Genomic DNA, 21,650 nt, shown 5'->3' with positions numbered 1-21,650 from the left:
ATAAGGCCTGACGGCCAACACCTGTATAAGTAGCCAGTATTATTCCACAGCGTTCGCGGATCGCCTACCCCTGATTTTCGATTTCTCGTGCCGCTAGTCGCAGGAGCCCCTCTAGCGCGGCCTTCACCGTTTGTCGGCGGACTTCATCGCGGTTACCGGGGAAGTGTTGAACCTCACTGGTCACCGTCTCGCCAACGCCCCATGCCAGCCACACAGTGCCGACCGGTTTGTTTGGTGAACCACCGTCCGGCCCCGCCACACCGCTGACCGCCACGGCAAATCGCGCCAGACTTTTGTCCTGCGCGCCACGCACCATCGCCTCAACCACCTCGGCACTGACCGCGCCTACCGTCTCGAACAACCCGGTGGGCACATTCAGTTGCTGGGTTTTCTGCCGGTTGGAGTACGTCACGTAACCCGCTTCAAACCAGGCCGAGCTGCCGGGAATCCGCGTGATCGCCTCGGCGATGCCGCCACCGGTGCAGGACTCCGCGGTGGTGACATGGGCATTGAGCACTTGCAGGCGTCGGCCCAGTTCAGCAGCCAATTGGGTGATCTCTTTCACGGCGCACTCCGGATCGTGTGGAATACCTCCACCGTACACGAGCCGGTTGCGCTTTCAAGACACAGAGTCATTCAAAATGTTCGGGCGCGAGCGCTCTGACATAGGCCTGACACGCCTGCAAGGCAATCAGTCCGCGGTCGCCGGTGTCGGTGATGGCGATAATTCGTTGAGCATGCGCCGGGTCAAGTCGGGCGCGTACGGCTGCATGATCCACGCCGCCGGGGCTGGCGGTGGCTGGCAGTTTGCAGCCTTGGGCAACATCGCCTGCGTCGAGGAGGACTGACAGGCGCACATCAGCAGTGGCAAGGCGATCGCGCAGGCGATCCTGATCACGTTGGGCATCGCTCAGTGCTCGATAGTGAGTTTGTTCACTGGTCGCGAGTCGTTGCTCGAGCGCCAGACGTTTATCCTGCTCGGCCTGTTGCGCCGAGGCGGCGGCGAGATTCTGTTGATTCAACGTTTCTGTGTTTAAACGCGATTGCTCGGCGAGTTGGCGGCCGTAGCGCCAGTCCTGAAACTGCCAGGCCGCCACAAAAGCGCCGACGGCCAATAAGAGTAAGCCAATCATTCGCCAGGGGATTGGCATAGCACCGCCCTCGCCCGCGCCCAGATTTCCAGGCGATCCTGCAAGCCGTTCAACCCGCCGTTTATTCGCCGGGTGATGGTGTTGAACTGGTCGCGATCAGCCAGTTCGTTGAGGCCGTTCTGTTGCCAGAACCATGCGGCAGATTCGGCCGCCCATTGCGGTTGCTCGAGCAGTTCTGGCAGCGACAGCAGGCGTTCATCGCCAAACAGACCGAGGCTGCACTGGCGATAGTTGCTGCGCCCGGTGATCTGGATGAGCCCGCGCCCGCGGTATTTTTGCCCGTCGCCATCAGCTTGGGGCGTGTTGCCCAAGCGCAAGGCCAGGGTACCGGTGTCGTATTTGCTCAGGTATTGGTTGTTGCCCAGTTCGCGTACGTACTGCAATTGCCCGGATTCGTGACCGACTTGCGCAAGAAACGCGGCGATGCGTTTGGGTGTATTGATAAGAAAGCGCTCCATGGCAGCATTGAGCGCAGAAATAAAAACGCCCGCTTGGGTGCGGGCGTTGGGGAGGATGTTGACCAGTTGGTCTTGGGTAACGGACATTTCAATCCAACCACTCTTTAGTAGAACCTTCATTAGCAAGACACCGCAGACTGGCGGGAGCGTCATGAACCGACGCTCCCGCGCTTACATCAGCAATCAATCAGGTTGCTGCGGCCAATCGATCGTGCGAGGAAAAGCGGCCTGGGTTTCTACTCTTGAAAGCAATACCCGGTACTTTCTCCAAAGATCCAGCTGCGCCTGAACCACTGGCACCTGAGCGAGCTCTTCCTCTGTCGCCATTTCCAGGGCGATAGAGTCCTGCAACGTACTCAAGTCGCCCTGCAACTTTGTGATCGTCGACGATGCCAACGCTGAAAGGCCTGAGCATTTCATGCGCTGCGTATTTTTCAAAGTCTCGTCGCTGGGCTCGGCGATGTCGCCGTACTCCAGTGCCGTCGCCCGTTCAAACAGTTCACGGCCGTGCGATTCCGGATCTTTCGGGGAGGCCGTAAATGGCATTTCCCCCAATGTATCTTTGGACTCTTCGAAGGTGACCAACAGGTTCAACGAGGTGTGTTCGACGTCATTCCAGCGTGGCTGACGTGCACTCAATACTTTCATCATGTTCAAGAAACCCTCAGGCATACGGTGGTGGAATCGGGACTGGCGCCGTCCGCGTTACGAATAGCGCCCATCAATCGCCAGGTACCGGCAGGTGCGCCGCCCCAGGCAGAGCCATCGGTGGCGGTGAAGCGGCAATTGACGCCTGCGGCGAGCGCTCCCGGCCCCGTCGCGCCGCCACCACCGACCACCAGCAAGGCATACGAACCGACCATCCCGGTTTCTGCCGTTGACTGCGCGTAAATCGCTTTGACATTGCCGATGCCGTCGGTCCAGATACTGCCCAGATCCGTGGCATCGACTTGCGCCCGCAACGACGTTCCGTCCGCCGCCCAACCGATCATGACTGTATTGGTGGACTGGAAATTGCCACCGCCCTGACGAACCGGCACAAAGCCAAGTCGAGGCTGTAGCAGCAGAAGAGTGCTGTCGGAGGCGCGACGAAAATAAGGCTGCGACAGATCGTTACTGGCGAAACCTGCGTAGGTAATTCCGTCACTCAGCACACGAGCATTGATCGCACTGTTGGCTTCAGCGCGGGGCATCGCATCGGTAATGCCATAGCCACCCAAGGTCGTCGCGGTTCTGGCCAGCACGACAACTTCGTTGTTGTTCCTGTTTCGCATGTACGGCGCAGCGGAGTTGCCGCTGGCGAAACCCGCGATCGCACAGGCATCGCCGCTGATTTTGTTGTCGAGAAAACTGTCCGTCGCGGTCTTTGAATAAACATCGGCGACGTTTGCCTTGGTGCCCGGGTCAAAGTTGGCAGAGCACCACAGGTTGCCAAAACTGGTGGCGTCCACCTGGATCAAGATGTTTTTACCATCCCAGCCAATCGACACCGAGTTGCCCAGCTGTCCGGCGCCACCGCCCTGCTTCACAAACGCATTGTTCGCTGCCACTTTTGTGTAGGCATCAGTTATGCCATAGCCATCAAGCGTGGTCGGGTTGGAGCCAGCGGTTACTTGCCCGCGCGCGTTGACCATGACCTTGCGGTATTCGCCAGACGCCACACCGGTGTAGCCGGCAAACATCTCGAAGGTCAGACCGGTAGTGCCGACCTTGATCGGGCCCGGAGTGGTCAACTGCCAAATGCGAGATTTGTTCACCACGCCCTCATCGGTCGCGATGATGAAACTGCTGGTTACTTGATAGTCCTGCGTTGCATCCACCGCTCGGGACCAGGACCCCGCAGCCACCACGTACACACCGTTTTGCGATGCGTTGGGTTGATCCTTCACCAGCACTCGATCAGCTGCAGCGAGCTGCACACCGTCGATTTTTTGTAAGCCGCTCAGGGCAATCGAGCCTGTTGTCGCAACACGGGCCGAGTTCTTGAAATCGTGGGCAGCGAAACTCTGGATAGCCTCCAGCAATTGCGTGGAAGCATCTTCTTTGGGGACTAACCCGGCTGCTTTAATCACATTCAGAATTTCTTGCGTGACAGCGTTGCCCCACGTTGCCGGAATCAAAGAACCCGGAGTTCCAGCCACCGGATTTTCGTCCGCAAACTGTCCGTTAACCAGGCCGACGCCGGGCGTATTTTTTGGGAAATCCATTTTCTAACCTCTAGTCATAATTGATGTACACACGGGTATGCGCCGGCGCACTGCGATGGATAAGGCATTCCAGAGCACTGCCCGGATTCACGCCGAAACGCTCGCCCCAGTAACTGGCGCCAAAACGGCGGCCGGTGAACTGCCGCCCACCGGTATTGAGTGTCCACATGAACTGCGCCCGCCAACTGCCGAAGTGCGCACTGCCAAAACGTGAGCGCCCCATTCGGGGTGCCTGCATCTCGGTGACGGTGGCGTTGGGATAGCCTTGGGTCTGGGCGATTTCTATGAAGTAACCGATGGTTTGGCTGCCTACCGCGAGCAGGCGCCGACGTACCGCCAGGCGACGATCGTCAAACAATGGCTTCTGACCAAGGCAGGGGTCGGGCAAGTTCATGACCCGCTCCCAATCCGGTACAAGTTCACTGACGCCAGCCGGATCCATCTCGTTTTGCAGGTCAACCGCACGCGCGTCCAGACGCGATAACTCCTGCGAAATGCCTTCAAGAACTGCCTCCAGTTCCGGCACTCGTTCAGGATCCCAGGCAGGACCGCTCGGTAGCAGAGTACGGAGCTGGGATTGATATTGAGCAGGCGTCCTTATGCCACCCATACACACCCCCCGTAGGTGAGCAACTGGTTGTCCGCAGCTTCAACATCGCCGATCGGTTCAATCAGACTGTGGTCGTATTCACCGGCTGCACTGCTGATCGCTTCGCGGATGTGACTGAGCAGCAACGTATCGCCCATGCCTGCCTCTCGGTTGTGCAGGTCGCGCAATTGCTCTTCGACCGCAGCTCGTACCGCACTGGTATCAGGGTTCAAACGTAGTTTGTAGGTAACCGAAACTTGTTGCGGCGCCAGCACGTGCAACTCGGCTGTGACCGGACGCAGGGGTTCGATATAGGCCTGGATTTCTGCCAGCCGCTCTGCGTTGGGAATAGGCTGCAAATCGTCATCGCGCATGACGAACAAATAGACAATTCCATAGCCGACATCGCTTGCACGACACCACGCCCGCGTCACGCCAGGCACCTCCAGCGCCCAGGTTTCATAATCGCTAGCCGAGCCACCGTGGGGGATTACGCGATAGGAGCGGATCACCCGCGAACGCAGCGACTCCAGACTCTCCCGCGCGACACCACCACTGAGTCCCGGCGCCTGCACCACAAAACTACTACCGATAATTCCGGCAACCGGCTGCACCGGCGTCAACATGAGGCCCGCATCGGCATTACCGAGGCTGCCGGCGTCAAGCGCGGCGATGGTGGTGTTGTTGACACCGTTGGCCGTGACCCGCGCAGTGGTGACTTTGTAAGTACGGCCATCGTTGGTTTGCAGCAATGTGTCGACGTCCAGAATCGCGCCGGCCGTGGCGCTGAAACTGACGCTGCCGGTGGCCACTTGAGCGGGTTTGCGCGGCTGGTTCAGACGCAACGCGGCGATGCGTTCCAGCGTCGATTCATCGGCTTTGTCGGGGAGGATCTGTTCGGCAATCCAGTCGAGATAACCGTACAGACCAAACGCGGCGCCGCCGAGGGTGCGGGCCAGCACTTGCGCATCGGACTGGCGCAGCGAATCGCCGGCCAGGTCGCTTTGGGTGCGCTTGATCAGCACCGGCAGCGAAGGGGTTTCAAACGGCATAGATCACCTGCCAACTGTTATCGGGGTTGATGTCCAGACGTTCGCCGTCGGCCAGGGTCAGCACCGTGCGCAGGTTCAGACGCTGGGCATCGAGGCGTTCGCTGAGGATGTCGATGGCGCTGCAGTGGCCGTCGTCGATCAGCCATTGCAGGGCTTCGCGGGCATAGAACTCGGCGTCCATCTGGGTTTGTCGGGTCAGCTTGACCCGGCGCAACAGCCACAGCCGCGAGCCGATGCGATCGTCAGCGACGGTGGGAAAGCTGTCGCCCCACCAGCCGAATCGTTCTTCATCGTCGAGTGCGTCGTCATCGGCAGCGCGGCGCCAGGTGAACAGGCTGATAAGCACGGCGCGGGTCAGTGCGGCGTGGAGGTTCTGGCTGATAAACATCACTGGCCTCCTGCCGGCGCGCCGGTCTGGCCGCTGCCGGCTTGTACGCCGACGTGGACGTGTTTGATCTGGCTGATACCGCCAGCGAGCTGGTCGCCGGTGGAGACGATTTTTCCGCTCTGATTGATCACCGGCGTGTCGAAATTCACCGCGCTGCTGGCGCGGATGTTCAGCGTGGCGGTTTCGATGTCGATGATCCGTCCGCGCTTGAAGTGGATCTTGTCGCCCTCGTCGGTGTAGATCGCCACTTCGCCGGCGGCCAGCGCTTGCAAGCGATAGCGGCGGTCGGCGATGACTAAAGCGATGGCGTGGGAACGGTCGCCGCCGATGAAGGTGACGACGCCTTCGGCACCGGCCAGTGGATGGCTGGTGAAGCCGTAGGGTTCGAAGTGTTCGAGGTCGTCGTTGACTTCACCGGCGGTGAGGCGCATTTGCAGCGATTGCAGCTTGGCGGCCGAATTGGCGAGCACGACAGTGCCGCGCGCCAGCAGGCGTGTCATCAGGCTCATGGGGTGTCCTTTAAAGGTTGGCCGTCACGCGATCAACTGTAGGAGCAGAGCTTGCTCGCGAAGGCGGCATGGCAGGCAATGCGATGTTGAAGCTGCCGACGCCTTCGCGAGCAAGCTCTGCTCCTACAAGAGCGGGGGGCGGCTCAGGATTTTTTCGGGGGTGTTGGGTTGGCGTCAAAGGTATGCGGCGGGGCCACTTGCAGCGTGGTCACCGAGCCTTGTGCCGACAATGAATACGTCACTTTTGAAATGAGCATGTCGCCGTCAAAACCAAGCACCGGATCTTTCACCCGCACCAGCGTGTTGTGACGCCACAAATCGCCGTTGGCCTGACGCCAGCCCTGCACCTGATACGTGGTGGTTTGCGCGCGGCCCAGGCGGGTGGCGCTTTCCCATTGGGCACGCTGCTGCGCCAACTCAAAGGTCAGTTGCGTGCCCTCGTTGATCACCGTGGTGCGTCGACGTTTGAACGTCAGGTCAGTCGCCGTCGATTCAACTTCGCTGACCGCCGCCCCGCTCTGGGTGTCCGAGCCTTTTTGCTGACCGATCACCCGGTATTCGGAGAACACCTGGCTCTGATCCATCGCCGCGTTGGCCGACAGAATATTCTTGCCCAGCTCCAGCGCATCACTGGCGCGGCCGCCGCTGCCGGGCTTGGCCAGCACCAGCCGGCCCTGCTCGTCATCGGTGGAAAAAACCCGCAACAACGAGAGCAAACGGTCGATCGACTGGAACACCGTTTCACCCGGCACGATCGTGTGTTTGGCCAGCCGCGACGTCTCGGGAATTTCGTTGACCACCTTCAGCGAATACTCACTCGCCAACGCCTCGACGATACTCAGCAAGGGTTGATCCTGCCATTGATTCGGCCGGTTGGCGGCCGCGCAATCGACCAGATCCTGCGTCCTGGAACTGCCTTCGATGCTCAGGCTGATCTGGCGTCCGTCATAACTAATCGGCGCTTTGAACACATAACCGGTAAGCACCAGATCCTTGCCGATTTTCACTTCGCAAGGGTCGCCGGGTTTGATCCGCTGATCGACGGTCTGACCCGGCCACTGCCAAGTGATATCCAGTTTGAAGCTGCGAAACTGACGCTCCAGATCGGCGCTGATTTCGACGCTTTTCCAGCCGCCGTATTCCATGTCGTTGACCGTCAGCGTGACGCGATTATCCATCTCGCTCATGGCTTACTCCCTGGAAACTTTCACGTCGTTAGGCGGCAGGTACAACGGATGAACAGTACCGTTGCGCTGGATCACTTCGGTGACGCGGGTGGCATCGGCAAACTGTTTGTAGGCCACCACCAGCGCGGGCAAACTTTCCTGAAACGACTTGCTGACCTGCCGCACACCGGACGACGCCACCGCTTTGAGGTGATTGATCAACGCCTCTTTCACATCGTTGATCGCCTGAAAATGTGCGGCACCGGCCTTGTCCAGCATCGGATCAATCGCCGCGCTCACCGCTTCGCGCAGGGCCTGCATGTCATCACTGACGGGCACTTCCTGACGGGTCACCGGCGTGGTCGCCTGTTGCCCCACCGACGGTGTCGATTGCAGCTTCACCGGCGTGGTCGCGACCGGCATCGACGCCACCCATTGCGCGACTTTGACCAGCAGCGTGTCCTGCACCAGATCGGCCATGGCTTGCGCCGCCGCGTTGGTGTCCTTGCCGGTGGTGATCTTCGGCGCATCGGCTTTGCGGATCGCTTCGAGTTGTTGGGAGACGTCGGCAATCACGCCACGGTAGCCCTCCTTCGCGAACGCTTTCAGCTCCTTGATATCGCCGAGCAAGCCTTTGAATTCCGCTGCCACTTCCTTGGGCAATTCCTTGACCGCTTTCACCAGCTCAGTGATCTGCTTGTATTGCGCGATCAGCGGTTTGAGCTGCTCTTTGATCACCTCGTAAACCCCGGTGAGGCTGTTGCGCAGATTGGCGATGCCGATCCGCGCAGCCTTGATCAGCGTCATCGCCTGTTCGAAACGCGCCACCGCAGAACCGAGCAGCGAGTCGGCTTTCACCAACAAGACTTTCTGCGTGCTGACGGTCGCCGTCGGAAACGGCAGCGGCTGATCGGGATAGAACTTCAGCGTGAACGTGACCATGCCGCCGTCCTGGCGGGTGTGGGTCATGTCGCATTCGCCGACCTTGACTTGCAGGCGTCCGAGCCACGGATGCACCAACTCGCCACTGCCCGCCTCCAACGCTTTGAGCAACTTGTCACGCTGCTCCAGGCAATCGGCGCCGATGATGAATGCGGTGATGTCGTGGGTCTTGGCTTGTTGGCCGAGGTCTTCGAAAAACGGCAGGTCGCGTTGCGGGTATTCGTGCAACTGCCCCTTGCGACCGACCGGGGTTTTCGCCTGATCGATCCAGAAACCGACACCGCGAAAGGATGCCGGCAATAAACGGTCACGCCAGTTCATTGGAACCTCCTGCCGACAGCGAGCGATAACCGATGCGCGACGACAGCGCCAGGCCCGGTTGATTGGTTTGTGGTTGATCGGTGCGCAGCCCCGGCGGCGCGTTGACGAAGCTGACGGTCAGGCCACCTTCGAGTTGCGTGCGGTTGTTGATTGCGCTTTGTTGAATCAGGGCGCTGGAGGATTGTGGCAGCGAACCCGCCGACAACGCGCCGTCCGCCGAAGCTTGCGGGCTTGCACCAAAGAACGCCGGCGCCAGCTCACCCTTGCCTTCGGCATTGGTCTGGCGCTGCGCTTCAGTCAGGGTTTCAACCTTGCCGGTGACCTTGGCGATCAACCCGGCGAACCCACCGTCAAACAGCTCCTTGATCGGTGCGATGACGGTTTGCAGCTTTTGCCACAACTCGCCGAACCACTCGGTGATCGGCCCCCAGCTCTCGATGATCTGATCCAGCGGTTTCCATTCGAACAGCGTGTGCAGAAAATCCACGACGGGCGCGGACACCGCCAGCACCACGCCCCACAGCGCCGAAAAGACTTCGCCGATCGGTTGCCAGAATTGCGCAATCTGCTCCAGCGGCGACCAGTCGAACAGGTCTGTGAAAAAGCCTTTGACCTGTTGCACCGACGTTTGCAAAGCGGCCCAAATCGGTTGAAAAAACCCGACGACACCGCCCCATGCGCTGCTGATCATATCCATTGGAAAGAAGTCGAACAGGGTCTGGAAAGCTTCACGGGTTTTCTGCACGGCGGACTGCAGCGCTGTCCACGTCGGTTCGAAGTACGTGACGACACCACCCCATGCACTGTTGATCATCTGCATCGGCGAGAAGTCGAACGCATCCGCGAGGAAATCCTTGGTGGACTGCGCCATTTTTCGCAGCCCGGTGAACATCGGCTCGAAGTACGTCACCACTCCGCCCCAGGCACTGCGGATCATCTGCATCGGCGAGAAATCGAAGAGGTTTCTCAGGAACGACATCACCGGCACACTCAAGGCCTTGAGCAATTCCCAGATTGCCGAAAACAGGCCAGTCAGCGGCCCCCAGTTGTCCAGGATCATGCCGTACGGCGTCCATGAAAAAACACTCTTGAAGAAGTCGATCACCGGGCGAGTGACTGCTTTGACCTTGTCCCAGATCCCGGAAAAGAATCCCGTGACCGGTTGCCAAAGCGCTGCCAGCGTATCGAGCGGTCGCCAGTCAAGCACCGAGCGCAAGATCGCCATTGCACTGGCTCCGGCATTTTTCACGCTTTCCCAAATGCCCTTGAAGAACCCGCTGATCGGCGTCCAGTTGGCGACAATCAATCCGGCCGCCACGGCAATGCCCATGGCGATCAGCATGATCGGGTTGGTCTTGAGCACCATGCTCATGACATCGAACACCTGTGTGGCACCGGTGACAGCGGTTTGCATCGCCGAGAAGGCGATGGCCCCCGCGGCCAGCCCTTCGACCAGTTTCGGATTGTCGGCGAGCAGGCTGCCGAACTGCGTCATCATCGGCTCAAGCCCGATCACCACGGCACCGACTGCCGGCACCAATGCAGCGTCGATGGCGGCCGAAACCTTTTCCATCGACGCACTGAACACGTTCATGTTCTGTGCAGCGGCTTTCGGTGCGGCGGGCAGGTCGACGGTTTTTGCCGTCGCGCTGACTTCAGTCAATTTGCCCTGAAATGCCGCTGCCGATTTGATTCCGTCCACGAACGGCGTGATCACGCTGCCGCCCTTGAACAGGCCACTGATGTCGAGTTTGCCGAGGCCGGTCTGTTCGAGGTTTTTCTTGAAACTGTCGACCTTCTCGCGAAGCGCACCGAGCTTGGGCGACAGCTCATCGATGCCAGTGATCAGCACCGATGTTTTGGGTTTGCTTTCTGTGTCTGCCATCACTGCACCTGCTGCATCGCATTGATCCGTTGCGCGTGCTCCAGCGATTCGCGGAGCACATCCAGTGGCCTGGCCATCATCTGTTCGGGGTCAACCTTCCAGAACCAGGCCAGGTCATAGGCGACTGCGATCAGGTCGGTGATGGCGCCGACGCCGCACTCATGAAAAAACTCGCAACGGCCCAGCTCAGCGCGTTGAGGTCGGCCAGATCCAGCTGGTTGACCGACGACGGCGGAATGCCGGCGCACACGGCGATGTATTTGGCCGCTACGTCCATGTCGAGACTGACTTCTTCGCTCTTGTCGATCTTGTACGGCAGCGCCTTGATCGCTCGCACTTCCTGCACCGTCGGGCGGCGCAGAACGAGTTCGGTCAGGGGCTCGCCGTGAGCTTCGATCGCGACTTGAAGCTTCACGGCGCCGCTCATTGCCAGGTTCCTTTGATGCCTTCGAATTTCAGTTCGATGGCGGCGTCATCGCCTTTGGAGACTGGCTCTTCAACCAGATACGCACCGGCCAGCACGTAGACTTTGCCGTTGCTGAATTCACAGGTGACGGTCATGTCGACGCCTTCGATCAGTTGCTTGAGCGGGAAGTCCGGGGTGTGCAGCGCGGTCACTTTGAACGACGCTGCCACGTCGCTTTCCTTGTAAAAACCCGGCACGATGGTTTCGCGTTTGGTGGACATCAGCGGGGCTTCGCAGCCGCCGTTGATCGTCAGTTGTGCGCCGTCGACTTTGACGTAGCAGGTGCCTGCAATCAGTTGACCCATGGTGTTACTCCCTTGAATAAAAAAGCCCACGCGAGGTGGGCTGAATGCTTGCCGTCAAACGCGCGGATCAAGCCGCGTCGTCGTACTGCAGACGGAATTGGTTGAGCAGTGCGAACACGCGCAGACCGTTGATGTAATCCGGCGGGAACAACACGTTCACGCGGCTCGGATCCTGCACGTCGCGCTCGACGATCAGGTGCTCGGCGAACAGCTCGGCGTTCTCCACGTGACCTTCCAGTTCGAGTTTGGCGTACTGCGCAATCAGCTCTCCGCGAATGGTGCTCGGCGTGACGATCGGCTGGCCGGCGCCGAAGCGGGTGCCGTCGGAAGCCAGTTTGTGCCGACCGTATTTGCTGGTGATCACGCTTTGCAGACGGCGCACGATGAACGCCGACTGGTGCATGGTTTCGCTGTCCAGATAGGAGTTGTCGGCCTGGCCGTAAGCGTTTTTCTGGTAGGTGGTGATCGAACGCTGGATGCGCACGTAGCCGCCTTCGTAGTACGCGGTGGCGATGCCGTAGTTGAGCAGCGACTGACGCTCGGTCAGGGTGAAACGCTCACTCGCCGGCGCAGGGTCGACACCCGGCAGACTGCCGCTTTGCGTCGGACGGCTGGCGTCGGCGGAGATGAATACGGCGGTGCGTGCAGCCAATGCAGCGGCTTGTACCCAGAACGGTTGCGGAACGCCCGGCTCCAGCGCCTGAATGGTCATGTGCTGGTCGTTGCGCGCCTGGCCAGCGGCAACCAATGTGCCAACGGTGCCGCGCTTGGCGCTGTAGACGTGACCGAACAATTGCTTGGCCCACGACCAGCGACCGGTGCTGTCATCCATGACCGCTTGCCAGGTGTTGAGCGTCGACAGATCTGACCACGGCAACGCGATGAATTCGAACGGCTCATCACCCAGTGCGGCGATGGCTTCGACTTGATCCGGCACACCGGCGCCGCCGGTCATGGCGGTGATTGCGGCGGTCAGACCGGCCGGAGTTTCTTCGCCGTTGCTCTTGCCCAGACGATTGAATTGCAGGTTGATGTCGTTGCCGCTGTCGCCCGTCCATTTGGCGTTCAGGGTCACCACACCTTCGGCAGCGGCAGCGCTCACCGGCAGGTCGGCCGTGGCGTTGATTTTCTGCGCCAGCGCGGTGGCGGCCTGAGTGGCGGTAGCACCGTTGACCACGGTGGCTTGCACTCGCACGCCGCCGACATACAGATTCAGCACGCCAGCCTGAGTGGCGGCGCCGGTCAGGGTCAGCACGCCTTTGGCGACCGCGCCTTCAGCGTTGTGCAGCGGCAGGCACCAGATCTCGCCGATCGGGTCAGCCTTGCGGAAGGTCTCGTACATCGCGGCGAGCATCGAGCCCTGACCGCCGATGCTTTTGGCCAGCGCAACGCTGGAGACCAACACCAGTTTGCCGACCTCGGTCGGCGTAATGTTGTCGTTGACCTGAGCGACGATCAAACGACGCAGAGTCGAGCTCGCGCTATTGGCGGCCGAGTTGTCCATTTCGGCATAGAACAGCGGTACACGAATGTCCGCGGGGATGTTGCTGAATCCGATCGCCATTATTTGGCTCCCTTTTGTTTAGCGGTTGCGGTTTTGAGGGTGATATCGCCGTCGGCCAGACGTCGGCGCCACCAGGCGCTGTCCAGCACTTCACGGCCTTCCAGCGGCAGCAGATCGCCCGCCTCCGGGTCAGGTACGACGCGGCCGGCGGCCGGCAGTACGGTGATGCGATTGCTCATGGGGTTACGTCTCCAGAGAAAGTCATTTCCACGCGCCCATCGGGGCCCGGGCGTTTCAGATTGGGGTCGGCCGGGTCGATCGCATCGACCCGCACGGTGGCCCCGGTGAAGGACGACAAACCGTCCAGTTCGCGTTCGTGCCAACTCTCCGCAGGCTGACTCGGCAGATTGCGGCCGAGCTGGAACTCGGCAAAAAAACGCAGCCGGTAAAACGCCCGGCTGCTGTTGATCGACAGCAGTTCACCGCCGTCGTAGACGATGGCGCTGTAGTCGGTATCGGGCTTGAAACCCACCAGCGCACGCCACAGTTCGGCGCGCAGGTCGTGCAACAGATCCATCGCTTTTGTAGGGTCGCTGGCATCAAGTGCCAGGACGATTTCAAAGCGGTCGCGGATCGGTTGGGTGGTGAGGTTTTGTGCGGTGCTATTGCTGGCCAGATCGGCGAGCGGCAGCACGTGGGCCGAAGGTGTCGGCAGAGCGGAGTTGCCCTGCAACAACGCCAGATCGCCCCCCACCGAAATGTGATCGGCCAGGCTGGGGCATTGCGCACGCAATTGCGTGAGGATCGGGGTGATCTTCATGGAGGTGTTCCGGATTAAGAGTGTTTTTCAGCAGACTCCACAGTTCCACTGTGGGAGCGGGCTTGCTCGCGAAGGCGCCGTGTCAGTCACCATCGATGTTGAACGTGCCCGCCCTTTCGCGAGCAAGCCCGCTCCCACCTGGAATTGCTCCGCTGTGGAATTTTTGGCAGCAGCTTCAGTATTGAAGGGCGGCAGAAAATGCAGAATTACTGCGGATCGCGCGGCGGAATTTCGCAGACGCCAATCCGCTTCGCCGCCCAGCGTTCATAAAGTCCGATCGCCACATCGGCCCCGGCCATCGCAGTCAGGCAACCAAAAGCGCCAGCGACCCAAATCGACATGCCAGCGGCATACAGCAGCATGATTGCTGAGACACCGCAGATCATGCAGGCGCCGGAGCGCAGGGCCAGGCGGCGCATCAGCGACCAGCCACGGGCGCCCTCTTTGTCAGCGCGCCACATTTCGCCGGACACCCCGCCCACCACGGCAAGGAGGATGACCAGCCAGATCGGCATGTCTGCCAATGCTTGTTGCTCGTTTGTCATGTCACGCCTCCTTGAGGATTTGATGAGTGATGTGAGTTGGTTCAAACGGTTTCTCTTGAGGCAGGCATTCCAAAAAGCCCGGCAGTCACCCGCCAGGCTTTTCAGTAATGCGCTCCTGAAGTGCAATCCTGAAATTCCTGCAATCAAAAAGGTGCAACAGGCCAGTTGATTTCGGGAAAGGTGTTTTGGTTTGTTACTTCGCTGAGGGCTACGTAGTACTGCTTATAGGCAACCAACGCTGCCTCTTCTGACGGAGTGGCAGTGCCCAGATCCACTTTGTATTGCAGTGGGTTGAACGTCATCCACTGCGCAGCCTGGTCAAACCGTTCTTGCATACGCCCTTTTGTGACACGCTCTTTTTCATCGGCAGTGAGTGCAGTAAACGTCACTCCGTATGGGCCATACTCCATCTTCATTCCTGGTTGCGCTGTGGTGTCACCGGTGACATCTCGCCACGCCGCAGCGGGTTCATTGGCAGGCACGGCAGGCGGTTCTCCATCCGTATCCAGTACCTGAAGAACGACGATGTGACTCGAGGATATTGTGAGTACGTAACGATTCATTCTATTTCCTATTGATGGTTTTTCAGCCAAGGCTGTTTATGTCTGTCAATTAGAATTGACTGATCAGGAGCTGCTTCCCGATATTCCGGCAGGCATTCCAAAAAGCCCGGCAGTCACCCGCCAGGCGTTTCAGTAATGCGCTCCTTCGCCTCCCTTCAATTCCCGTAACCAAGAAGGAAGCTGACTTTTCGGCGCTACTGGCGCGGTACGAGTCCATTCAGATTGTATTTCCGACCGCGGTCCCTGCCCGCCGGATAACTGCTTCTGGTGCTTTACGCTGCACACCCGGGTCAGTTGCCAACCCTCTGAACCGTTGAGGCCGGTTCATCGCTGCCTGTTCTTGTCGAACTAAAGAGCTTGTCTTGCCAGCCGCTTTGTCGAGCGGCTTGGTGGCAAGAATATGCATGGATGCATATACAGTCAATGCATAAATGCATTTATTTATGCGCCAGAAATGCACGAGTGCATTAAAAGCCGCGTGGTTAAAGGCCTTGGTGGCTTTTTCGAGGCGAAAAAAAACCCGCCGAGGGGCGGGTTTTATCTGACGGTGATCTGCTTATCGGGCGTACATGCCCCACCAGAAGACGTGACCAATGATGACGATCTGCTCTTCCTGGATTTCCTGGAAGCTGTAGTCCTCGTCCGGATGTTCGTCGCGATTGAAGCTGCGCAAACGGATGCCGGTGGGCAGGCGATAGAGTTGCTTCACCCGCAATTGACCGTTGTGGTTGATTGCATAAAGGTCGCCATCGATGATGTCGCCGATGCCGCATTTGCCGGCGTTGACGCCGACGGTGGCGCCGTCACGCAGCACCGGCAACATGCTGTTGCCGCGCACGGTCACGCATTTGGCCTGGTCAAATTGCACACCGTTATGGCGCAAGCTGCGCTTGCCGAAGCGCAGACTAGAGCGCTCGCTCTCTTCCACGATGAATCTTCCTGATCCAGCCGCCAATTCAACCTCGCGAAGAAACGGTACCGACACCTCGTCATCATCGACCGGGGTGTCGTCGTCCCACAGGCTTATGTCCTTGAGTTCCGCGTGCACATCGTTGTTGCGCGCGCCAGCGCTCGCCGGCGGCGCATCCGCGCGCCCGCGCAACAAGTCGGTGCTCACGGCGAAGTACTCGGCGATCTTCGAGATATGTTTATCCGAGGGATCGACGATCTTCCCGCTGAGAATTCGCGAGAGAGTGGATTGCGGCACGCCGGTGCGACGGTGAAGCTCCGTGGGGGAGATCCCGTGCTGATCAAGCAGTGCTCTTAAGACGGTTGCTACGTTGCGTTTTTGCATAACGCGCATAGTGCTTGAAGTTTTACCTCAAGACAAATGCCGAATTGCATAAAATGCGCATACAAAACGCATAAATCAATATTTGACGCGTCGAGCCGCCGCGTTGGCGCGCTTGATCCGATCATTGCGCGCCTTTTTGTCGTAATCGTCTTTGGCGCCCATGATGCCACCGGCGGCGTGTACCCAATCGGTGGCGGTACAACCGGTGAGCATAATGGCTGAGGTAAAGATTGAAGCGAAGATCACTGCGGTTTTCATTTGAAGGTTTCCTGAGGTCATTGACACATACATCGTTCACAACGGCGGCTGTCACTCATCCACAAGCCGCTTCAATTTTTCCTCGGCGCGTTCGAGCCTGGCTTCGTGCTTCTTGATGACTTTCACATCGCCGTACTGACGCGCTGCTTTCAGATGGTTTTGTCGGCGCCGCACTTCGGCTTCTGCCTTGCGAATCGCTCTTGAATGATCATCCTCGGCAGAGGGCTCTCGGCAATAACGCTCGACATTGGCCAGCGCCTGCTCAAGTCCGGCCTGGCGATAAACGTTATCCGCCGCTTCTGCACGGTCTATTTGGCGAATAAGTTCAGCGCGGCGCTCGGCGCAACTTTGTCGCGAGTCGGCGAATGAGTTTTCAATGATAAATACGCCGCTGACTGCGAGGGACAGACTGCAGAAAAGACTCAGTTTCATGAGGCATACCCCAAGTAACTTTTCTCGCCATAATTCCCACGGAGATAACTGACGCGAGACCAGGCATCGCGACAGTTCAAGTTTCTTTGTATCGCAGTTAACGCTGCCATGACCATGTCGCGACAACGTGCCTTGCACATAGGAAAGTGTTCGACCATCCACGCCATCGGCACATAAACATGATCAAAACACAGCAATACCGGGATCCGTTCTGACAGTGTGGAAATACTTACCTCTTTTTCTTTCCCACCCACCGCCGCCGCAACAAACACAGTGCCTTGTCTGTTTATCGCAATTGATCGTTTCCAGACTGGAGCCTGAACGCCATATGCACTGCGCACACAAAACCAGAGCATGTATAAAACCCCTCAACACTCTAAACATCGTCACATTCTTCAAGGCAATAAAAACAGCCGAAATGCGCGGACTCTCCGGTGCCGTCGCAGAGGCTGTTGGCTTGAATCGCTTCCTTTGTAGGAGCTGCCGAAGGCTGCGATCTGTTGATTTTGTTTTAACGGAATCAAGATCAACAGATCGCAGCCTTCGGCAGCTCCTACGGGGAATGACATTAACAATGTGGGGCTGTCGTGGCCTTACTGGCGTCTTACTCAGTCTTACTTAGTCGCGCCGGGGGCTGAGTCAGCGAGGGACGTGGCAGACACCATTGATCAGGTTGTTGATGTTGTAGTAGTACTCGGCATCGGAGAAGTAATTGAAGGTGACCATGCCGCCTTGAAAGCCTCGCTCCATAAACGGCAGTTCATCTCCAGCGGTATCGGCATCGAATTTCACTACTGAACGGGTTTTGAACAGAAACCTTGAAGTGTCCAGATGCGTCAGGGCAATGTCGAACTTTCGATCATAGGTATAAACTTTCCCCTCTGGCGTTTTCACTACGTAATACACATAGAGAGCGCCTTCCTTTGGATCAATCGTCATATCACCGACACCATGCCAGCGGACTTTGTGATCATGGGTATGAACGAAGTCAATAGAAGCAAAACACGGTGCACGTGGAATATCACGATTGATCAAGTAGAAATACCTGACCACCAGTCCACCGAAAACCAACACAGAGGCGATTGCCATCAATGCGATTATTTTTTTCCAACGAGCTGGTAATTCACGCATATGGCCTCCCCTTTACTTTCAGGCTTGACGCACTTGATCAATAACTGGGAGAGCGGCTTTCTTACATAATAATTAATGTCGGATAACACAATGGGCGGTTCAAACTCGCCGAGTGCTTTTACAATCGCGTCCTTGGACATCTTTTCACTTTCTTCCACATACAACTGCGCATCACCGTCTTGCCAGATGAGTTTCCACTCTTCCAGGTCGGCTGGTTTTTTAAACATCAGGTAGGCGTAAAACAAAGGAAGCGCGATAGCCGGTACAACCAATGCAGGCAGCAGAAAACGCCAATAGCGGCGCCGCGGCTTCGTCACCGAGATGACCGCCGGCGCTGCGGGTACGGACTCAGGCACCTCTGCGCTGATCAAACGGATCTCACACAACAGCACCACGCCCCGGCGCGGCAACGTCTTGAGGCTGTCACGCGGCAAACCGACATCAGCAAAATGCGTGCGCAGCATGTGCAGGGTCTTGTAATAACTGCTGTCGGAAATCACCAGCCCGCGCTCACCCCAGACCCGCGAAATCAGCTGCTCCTTGTCCGTTACCCCGGCAATCAGCGCCAACAACAGATCACTCTCATTACTGCCCAGAATGACCGACTGCTGCGCCCGAGTGAGGGTCATTTTTTCTGCATCGTAGTAACAATCGCTCGATGACGATCCCGAGCCGATGCCTTCAGACTGTTCCACGCCGCTTCCTCAACTGACCTTCAACCCACGAACTCCGATGATTCGATAGCTTTTCGGCACTATAGGACACAATGCCAGCCCGAGCGGCGGCGCGTTGCTGCATCCACTTCAAAAAAACTTCATACTCCGCCCACTGAATCAACTCAGGGGCCTGCACCTCTGCCCCGACACATTTTCTCGGTATAGCTAAACCTCTGATGAATAAAGCAATTTCAGATCTGTCCTCCCATACTCCGATGATGCAGCAATACTGGCGGCTGAAGAATCAGCACCCGGATCAGCTGATGTTCTACCGCATGGGCGACTTCTACGAGATCTTCTACGAAGACGCGAAGAAGGCTGCCAAGTTGCTCGACATCACCCTGACCGCGCGCGGGCAGTCGGCGGGGCAGGCGATTCCGATGTGTGGGATTCCTTACCACGCGGCGGAAGGTTATCTGGCGAAACTGGTCAAGCTCGGCGAATCCGTGGTGATTTGCGAGCAGGTCGGCGACCCGGCCACCAGCAAAGGCCCGGTTGATCGCCAGGTCGTGCGGATTCTCACGCCGGGAACGGTCAGCGACGAGGCGCTGCTCGATGAGCGCCGCGACAACCTGATCGCCGCGCTGTTGGGGGACGAGCGTCTGTTTGGTCTGGCCGTGCTGGACATCACCAGCGGCAACTTCAGCGTGCTGGAAATCAAGGGTTGGGAAAACCTGCTGGCGGAACTGGAGCGCGTCAACCCGGTTGAGTTGTTGATCCCGGACGACTGGCCACGCGACCTGCCAGCGGAAAAACGCCGTGGCGTCAGCCGTCGTGCGCCGTGGGATTTTGAGCGTGATTCGGCGCTGAAAAGCCTCTGCCAACAGTTTTCCACTCAGGATCTGAAAGGCTTCGGTTGCGAGAATCTGACGCTGGCCATCGGCGCTGCCGGTTGCCTGCTGGCCTACGCCAAAGAAACCCAGCGCACCGCCCTGCCCCATTTGCGCAGCCTGCGTCACGAACGTCTCGATGACACCGTGGTGCTCGACGGCGCGAGCCGTCGCAACCTCGAGCTCGACACTAACCTGGCCGGTGGCCGCGACAACACGTTGCAATCGGTGGTCGATCGTTGCCAGACCGCGATGGGCAGCCGTCTGCTGACGCGTTGGTTGAACCGTCCGTTGCGCGACCTGACCGTGTTGCTGGCGCGCCAGACCTCGATCACTTGCCTGCTCGATCGCTACCGTTTCGAAAAGCTGCAGCCACAGCTCAAGGAAATTGGCGACATCGAGCGGATTCTTGCGCGGATCGGCCTGCGCAATGCCCGTCCTCGTGACCTGGCCCGCCTGCGCGACGCCCTCGGCGCCCTGCCAGAGCTGCAAGTGGCGATGACTGATCTGGAAGCGCCGCACCTGCAAGGTCTGGCGACCACCACCAGCACTTACCCGGAACTGGCGGCGCTGCTGGCCAAAGCCATCATCGACAACCCACCGGCGGTGATCCGTGACGGCGGCGTGTTGAAAACCGGTTACGACAGCGAACTCGACGAGCTGCAATCGCTGAGCGAAAACGCCGGCCAGTTCCTTATCGATCTCGAAGCCCGCGAGAAGGCCCGTACCGGCCTGAGCCACCTGAAAGTCGGCTACAACCGCATTCACGGCTACTTCATCGAGTTGCCGAGCAAGCAGGCCGAGTCGGCGCCAGCGGATTACATTCGCCGGCAAACCCTGAAAGGCGCCGAGCGTTTCATCACGCCTGAGCTGAAAGCGTTTGAAGACAAGGCGCTGTCGGCCAAGAGCCGCGCCCTCGCCCGCGAGAAAATGCTCTACGAAGCGCTGCTGGAAGACTTGATCAGCCAGTTGCCACCGTTGCAGGACACCGCTGCGGCGCTTGCCGAACTCGACGTGCTGAGCAACCTCGCCGAGCGTGCGCTGAACCTCGATCTGAACTGCCCGCGTTTCGTCAGCGAGCCGTGCATGCGCATTACTCAGGGTCGTCACCCGGTGGTCGAGCAAGTGCTGACCACGCCGTTCGTGGCCAACGATCTGAGCCTCGATGACAACACGCGCATGCTGGTGATCACCGGCCCGAACATGGGCGGTAAATCCACTTACATGCGCCAAACCGCGTTGATCGTGCTGTTGGCGCACATCGGCAGCTTCGTGCCAGCGGCCAGCTGCGAACTGTCGCTGGTCGACCGCATCTTCACCCGGATCGGCTCCAGCGATGACCTCGCCGGTGGTCGTTCGACTTTCATGGTCGAAATGAGCGAAACCGCCAACATTCTGCACAACGCCACCGAACGCAGTTTGGTGCTGATGGACGAAGTCGGTCGCGGCACCAGCACCTTCGACGGTCTGTCGCTGGCATGGGCGGCTGCTGAGCGTCTGGCGCATCTACGCGCCTACACGCTGTTCGCCACTCACTACTTTGAACTGACCGTGCTGCCGGAAGCTGAGCCGTTGGTGGCCAACGTTCACCTCAACGCGACCGAGCACAACGAACGCATCGTCTTCCTTCACCACGTGCTGCCGGGGCCTGCCAGCCAGAGCTACGGCCTGGCGGTGGCGCAATTGGCCGGTGTGCCAAGCGAAGTGATCGTGCGGGCCCGCGAGCACCTGAGCCGACTGGAAGAAACCGCGTTGCCCCATGAAGCGCCGAAACCGGCGGCCAAGGGCAAACCGGCGACGCCGCAGCAAAGCGATATGTTTGCCAGCCTGCCGCACCCGGTTCTCGATGAGCTGGCTAAACTGGATCTGGACGACCTGACACCACGCCGTGCGCTCGAAATGCTCTATGCCCTGAAGAACCGGATATAAGCACTGAAGAAGCGGATATAACGCAAACGGCTTCAAGCTGTTAGAATCTCGCGCGGTTTGGGATGCTGCTGGCTAATAGCCTGGCCAGCAGGTATCGCTCCCGAACCTGGCGACCCCAACCGTGAAGGGGCAACGCTGCCGCCGCCTGAGGAGAAAATTAGAAATGACCTTCGTCGTCACCGACAACTG

25 protein-coding genes are annotated in these 21,650 nt (G+C 58.8%); 1 reads left to right on the top strand and 24 read right to left on the bottom strand.

Going from position 1 to position 21,650, the window contains the following annotated elements:
* Window positions 1-64: 64 nt before the first annotated feature.
* From ACIP1X_RS22935 to ACIP1X_RS22820, 24 genes are all read right to left on the bottom strand, one after another.
* A complete protein-coding gene (locus ACIP1X_RS22935; protein ID WP_053117718.1) occupies window positions 65-565 on the bottom strand; it encodes a CinA family protein in 501 nt (166 codons plus the stop codon).
* Window positions 566-632: 67 nt separating this feature from the next.
* Window positions 633-1,151, bottom strand: a complete 519-nt coding sequence (locus ACIP1X_RS22930; protein ID WP_400755263.1) for a lysis system i-spanin subunit Rz — start codon at window positions 1,149-1,151, stop codon at window positions 633-635.
* Window positions 1,130-1,696: a glycoside hydrolase family 19 protein gene (locus tag ACIP1X_RS22925; protein ID WP_400755261.1), complete on the bottom strand. Its 567-nt coding sequence runs from the start codon at window positions 1,694-1,696 to the stop codon at window positions 1,130-1,132. The genes ACIP1X_RS22930 and ACIP1X_RS22925 overlap by 22 nt, the downstream gene beginning before the upstream one ends.
* Window positions 1,697-1,792: 96 nt before the next feature.
* Window positions 1,793-2,260 (bottom strand): tail fiber assembly protein, encoded by a 468-nt coding sequence (locus ACIP1X_RS22920; RefSeq protein WP_246541879.1) that lies wholly within the window; start codon window positions 2,258-2,260, stop codon window positions 1,793-1,795.
* Between the two features lie 2 nt (window positions 2,261-2,262).
* Window positions 2,263-3,816: a phage tail protein gene (locus ACIP1X_RS22915; RefSeq protein ID WP_400755259.1), complete on the bottom strand. Its 1,554-nt coding sequence runs from the start codon at window positions 3,814-3,816 to the stop codon at window positions 2,263-2,265.
* 10 nt (window positions 3,817-3,826) lie between these two features.
* Window positions 3,827-4,426, bottom strand: a complete 600-nt coding sequence (locus ACIP1X_RS22910) for a YmfQ family protein (RefSeq protein WP_282357810.1) — start codon at window positions 4,424-4,426, stop codon at window positions 3,827-3,829.
* Complete coding sequence (locus tag ACIP1X_RS22905; protein WP_400755257.1) at window positions 4,414-5,457, bottom strand: baseplate J/gp47 family protein; 1,044 nt, start codon at window positions 5,455-5,457, stop codon at window positions 4,414-4,416. Before ACIP1X_RS22905 ends, ACIP1X_RS22910 begins: the two co-directional genes overlap by 13 nt.
* Window positions 5,447-5,845 (bottom strand): phage GP46 family protein, encoded by a 399-nt coding sequence (locus ACIP1X_RS22900; protein ID WP_212545318.1) that lies wholly within the window; start codon window positions 5,843-5,845, stop codon window positions 5,447-5,449. The genes ACIP1X_RS22905 and ACIP1X_RS22900 overlap by 11 nt, the downstream gene beginning before the upstream one ends.
* A complete protein-coding gene (locus ACIP1X_RS22895) occupies window positions 5,845-6,354 on the bottom strand; it encodes a phage baseplate assembly protein V (RefSeq protein ID WP_400649107.1) in 510 nt (169 codons plus the stop codon). Before ACIP1X_RS22895 ends, ACIP1X_RS22900 begins: the two co-directional genes overlap by 1 nt.
* A 143-nt stretch (window positions 6,355-6,497) precedes the next feature.
* Window positions 6,498-7,541 (bottom strand): phage baseplate assembly protein, encoded by a 1,044-nt coding sequence (locus tag ACIP1X_RS22890; protein WP_400755256.1) that lies wholly within the window; start codon window positions 7,539-7,541, stop codon window positions 6,498-6,500.
* A 3-nt stretch (window positions 7,542-7,544) separates the two neighbouring features.
* Entirely contained in the window at window positions 7,545-8,783 is a 1,239-nt protein-coding gene (locus tag ACIP1X_RS22885) for a DNA circularization protein (protein WP_400755255.1), read from the bottom strand.
* Window positions 8,770-10,668 (bottom strand): phage tail protein, encoded by a 1,899-nt coding sequence (locus ACIP1X_RS22880; RefSeq protein ID WP_400755253.1) that lies wholly within the window; start codon window positions 10,666-10,668, stop codon window positions 8,770-8,772. The genes ACIP1X_RS22885 and ACIP1X_RS22880 overlap by 14 nt, the downstream gene beginning before the upstream one ends.
* A gap of 130 nt (window positions 10,669-10,798) precedes the next feature.
* Window positions 10,799-11,095 (bottom strand): phage tail assembly protein, encoded by a 297-nt coding sequence (locus tag ACIP1X_RS22875; protein ID WP_007908778.1) that lies wholly within the window; start codon window positions 11,093-11,095, stop codon window positions 10,799-10,801.
* A complete protein-coding gene (locus tag ACIP1X_RS22870) occupies window positions 11,092-11,439 on the bottom strand; it encodes a phage tail tube protein (RefSeq protein ID WP_400755251.1) in 348 nt (115 codons plus the stop codon). Before ACIP1X_RS22870 ends, ACIP1X_RS22875 begins: the two co-directional genes overlap by 4 nt.
* A 67-nt stretch (window positions 11,440-11,506) precedes the next feature.
* Complete coding sequence (locus ACIP1X_RS22865) at window positions 11,507-13,003, bottom strand: phage tail sheath subtilisin-like domain-containing protein (protein ID WP_400755249.1); 1,497 nt, start codon at window positions 13,001-13,003, stop codon at window positions 11,507-11,509.
* A complete protein-coding gene (locus tag ACIP1X_RS22860; protein WP_053117680.1) occupies window positions 13,003-13,182 on the bottom strand; it encodes a DUF2635 domain-containing protein in 180 nt (59 codons plus the stop codon). Before ACIP1X_RS22860 ends, ACIP1X_RS22865 begins: the two co-directional genes overlap by 1 nt.
* Window positions 13,179-13,763: a hypothetical protein gene (locus tag ACIP1X_RS22855; protein ID WP_400755247.1), complete on the bottom strand. Its 585-nt coding sequence runs from the start codon at window positions 13,761-13,763 to the stop codon at window positions 13,179-13,181. Before ACIP1X_RS22855 ends, ACIP1X_RS22860 begins: the two co-directional genes overlap by 4 nt.
* A 206-nt stretch (window positions 13,764-13,969) precedes the next feature.
* Complete coding sequence (locus ACIP1X_RS22850; protein WP_400755246.1) at window positions 13,970-14,308, bottom strand: phage holin family protein; 339 nt, start codon at window positions 14,306-14,308, stop codon at window positions 13,970-13,972.
* Between the two features lie 143 nt (window positions 14,309-14,451).
* Window positions 14,452-14,871: a tail fiber assembly protein gene (locus ACIP1X_RS22845; RefSeq protein ID WP_400755244.1), complete on the bottom strand. Its 420-nt coding sequence runs from the start codon at window positions 14,869-14,871 to the stop codon at window positions 14,452-14,454.
* 556 nt (window positions 14,872-15,427) lie between these two features.
* On the bottom strand, window positions 15,428-16,165 hold the full coding sequence (locus ACIP1X_RS22840) for an XRE family transcriptional regulator (protein WP_053117672.1): 738 nt from the start codon (window positions 16,163-16,165) through the stop codon (window positions 15,428-15,430).
* A 75-nt stretch (window positions 16,166-16,240) separates the two neighbouring features.
* Window positions 16,241-16,423 carry a hypothetical protein gene (locus ACIP1X_RS22835; protein ID WP_400755242.1) on the bottom strand — a complete coding sequence of 61 codons (183 nt, stop codon included), beginning with the start codon at window positions 16,421-16,423 and terminating at the stop codon, window positions 16,241-16,243.
* A gap of 51 nt (window positions 16,424-16,474) precedes the next feature.
* Window positions 16,475-16,855, bottom strand: coding sequence for a DUF1090 domain-containing protein (locus ACIP1X_RS22830; protein ID WP_400755240.1), 381 nt, complete (start codon window positions 16,853-16,855; stop codon window positions 16,475-16,477).
* Between the two features lie 639 nt (window positions 16,856-17,494).
* Window positions 17,495-17,986 (bottom strand): hypothetical protein, encoded by a 492-nt coding sequence (locus ACIP1X_RS22825; protein ID WP_400755238.1) that lies wholly within the window; start codon window positions 17,984-17,986, stop codon window positions 17,495-17,497.
* Window positions 17,953-18,681, bottom strand: a complete 729-nt coding sequence (locus tag ACIP1X_RS22820) for a transcriptional regulator (protein WP_400755237.1) — start codon at window positions 18,679-18,681, stop codon at window positions 17,953-17,955. Before ACIP1X_RS22820 ends, ACIP1X_RS22825 begins: the two co-directional genes overlap by 34 nt.
* A gap of 209 nt (window positions 18,682-18,890) precedes the next feature.
* On the opposite strand from ACIP1X_RS22820, the gene mutS reads away from it, so the two are divergent.
* Window positions 18,891-21,461, top strand: coding sequence for a DNA mismatch repair protein MutS (gene mutS / locus ACIP1X_RS22815; RefSeq protein WP_400755264.1), 2,571 nt, complete (start codon window positions 18,891-18,893; stop codon window positions 21,459-21,461).
* The last annotated feature ends 189 nt before the right edge of the window (window positions 21,462-21,650 follow it).

The sequence above is a fragment of the Pseudomonas sp. NPDC088885 genome (assembly GCF_044750025.1).
Lineage (GTDB): Bacteria > Pseudomonadota > Gammaproteobacteria > Pseudomonadales > Pseudomonadaceae > Aquipseudomonas > Aquipseudomonas rustica.
This window is presented reverse-complemented; position numbering and strand designations above follow the sequence as displayed.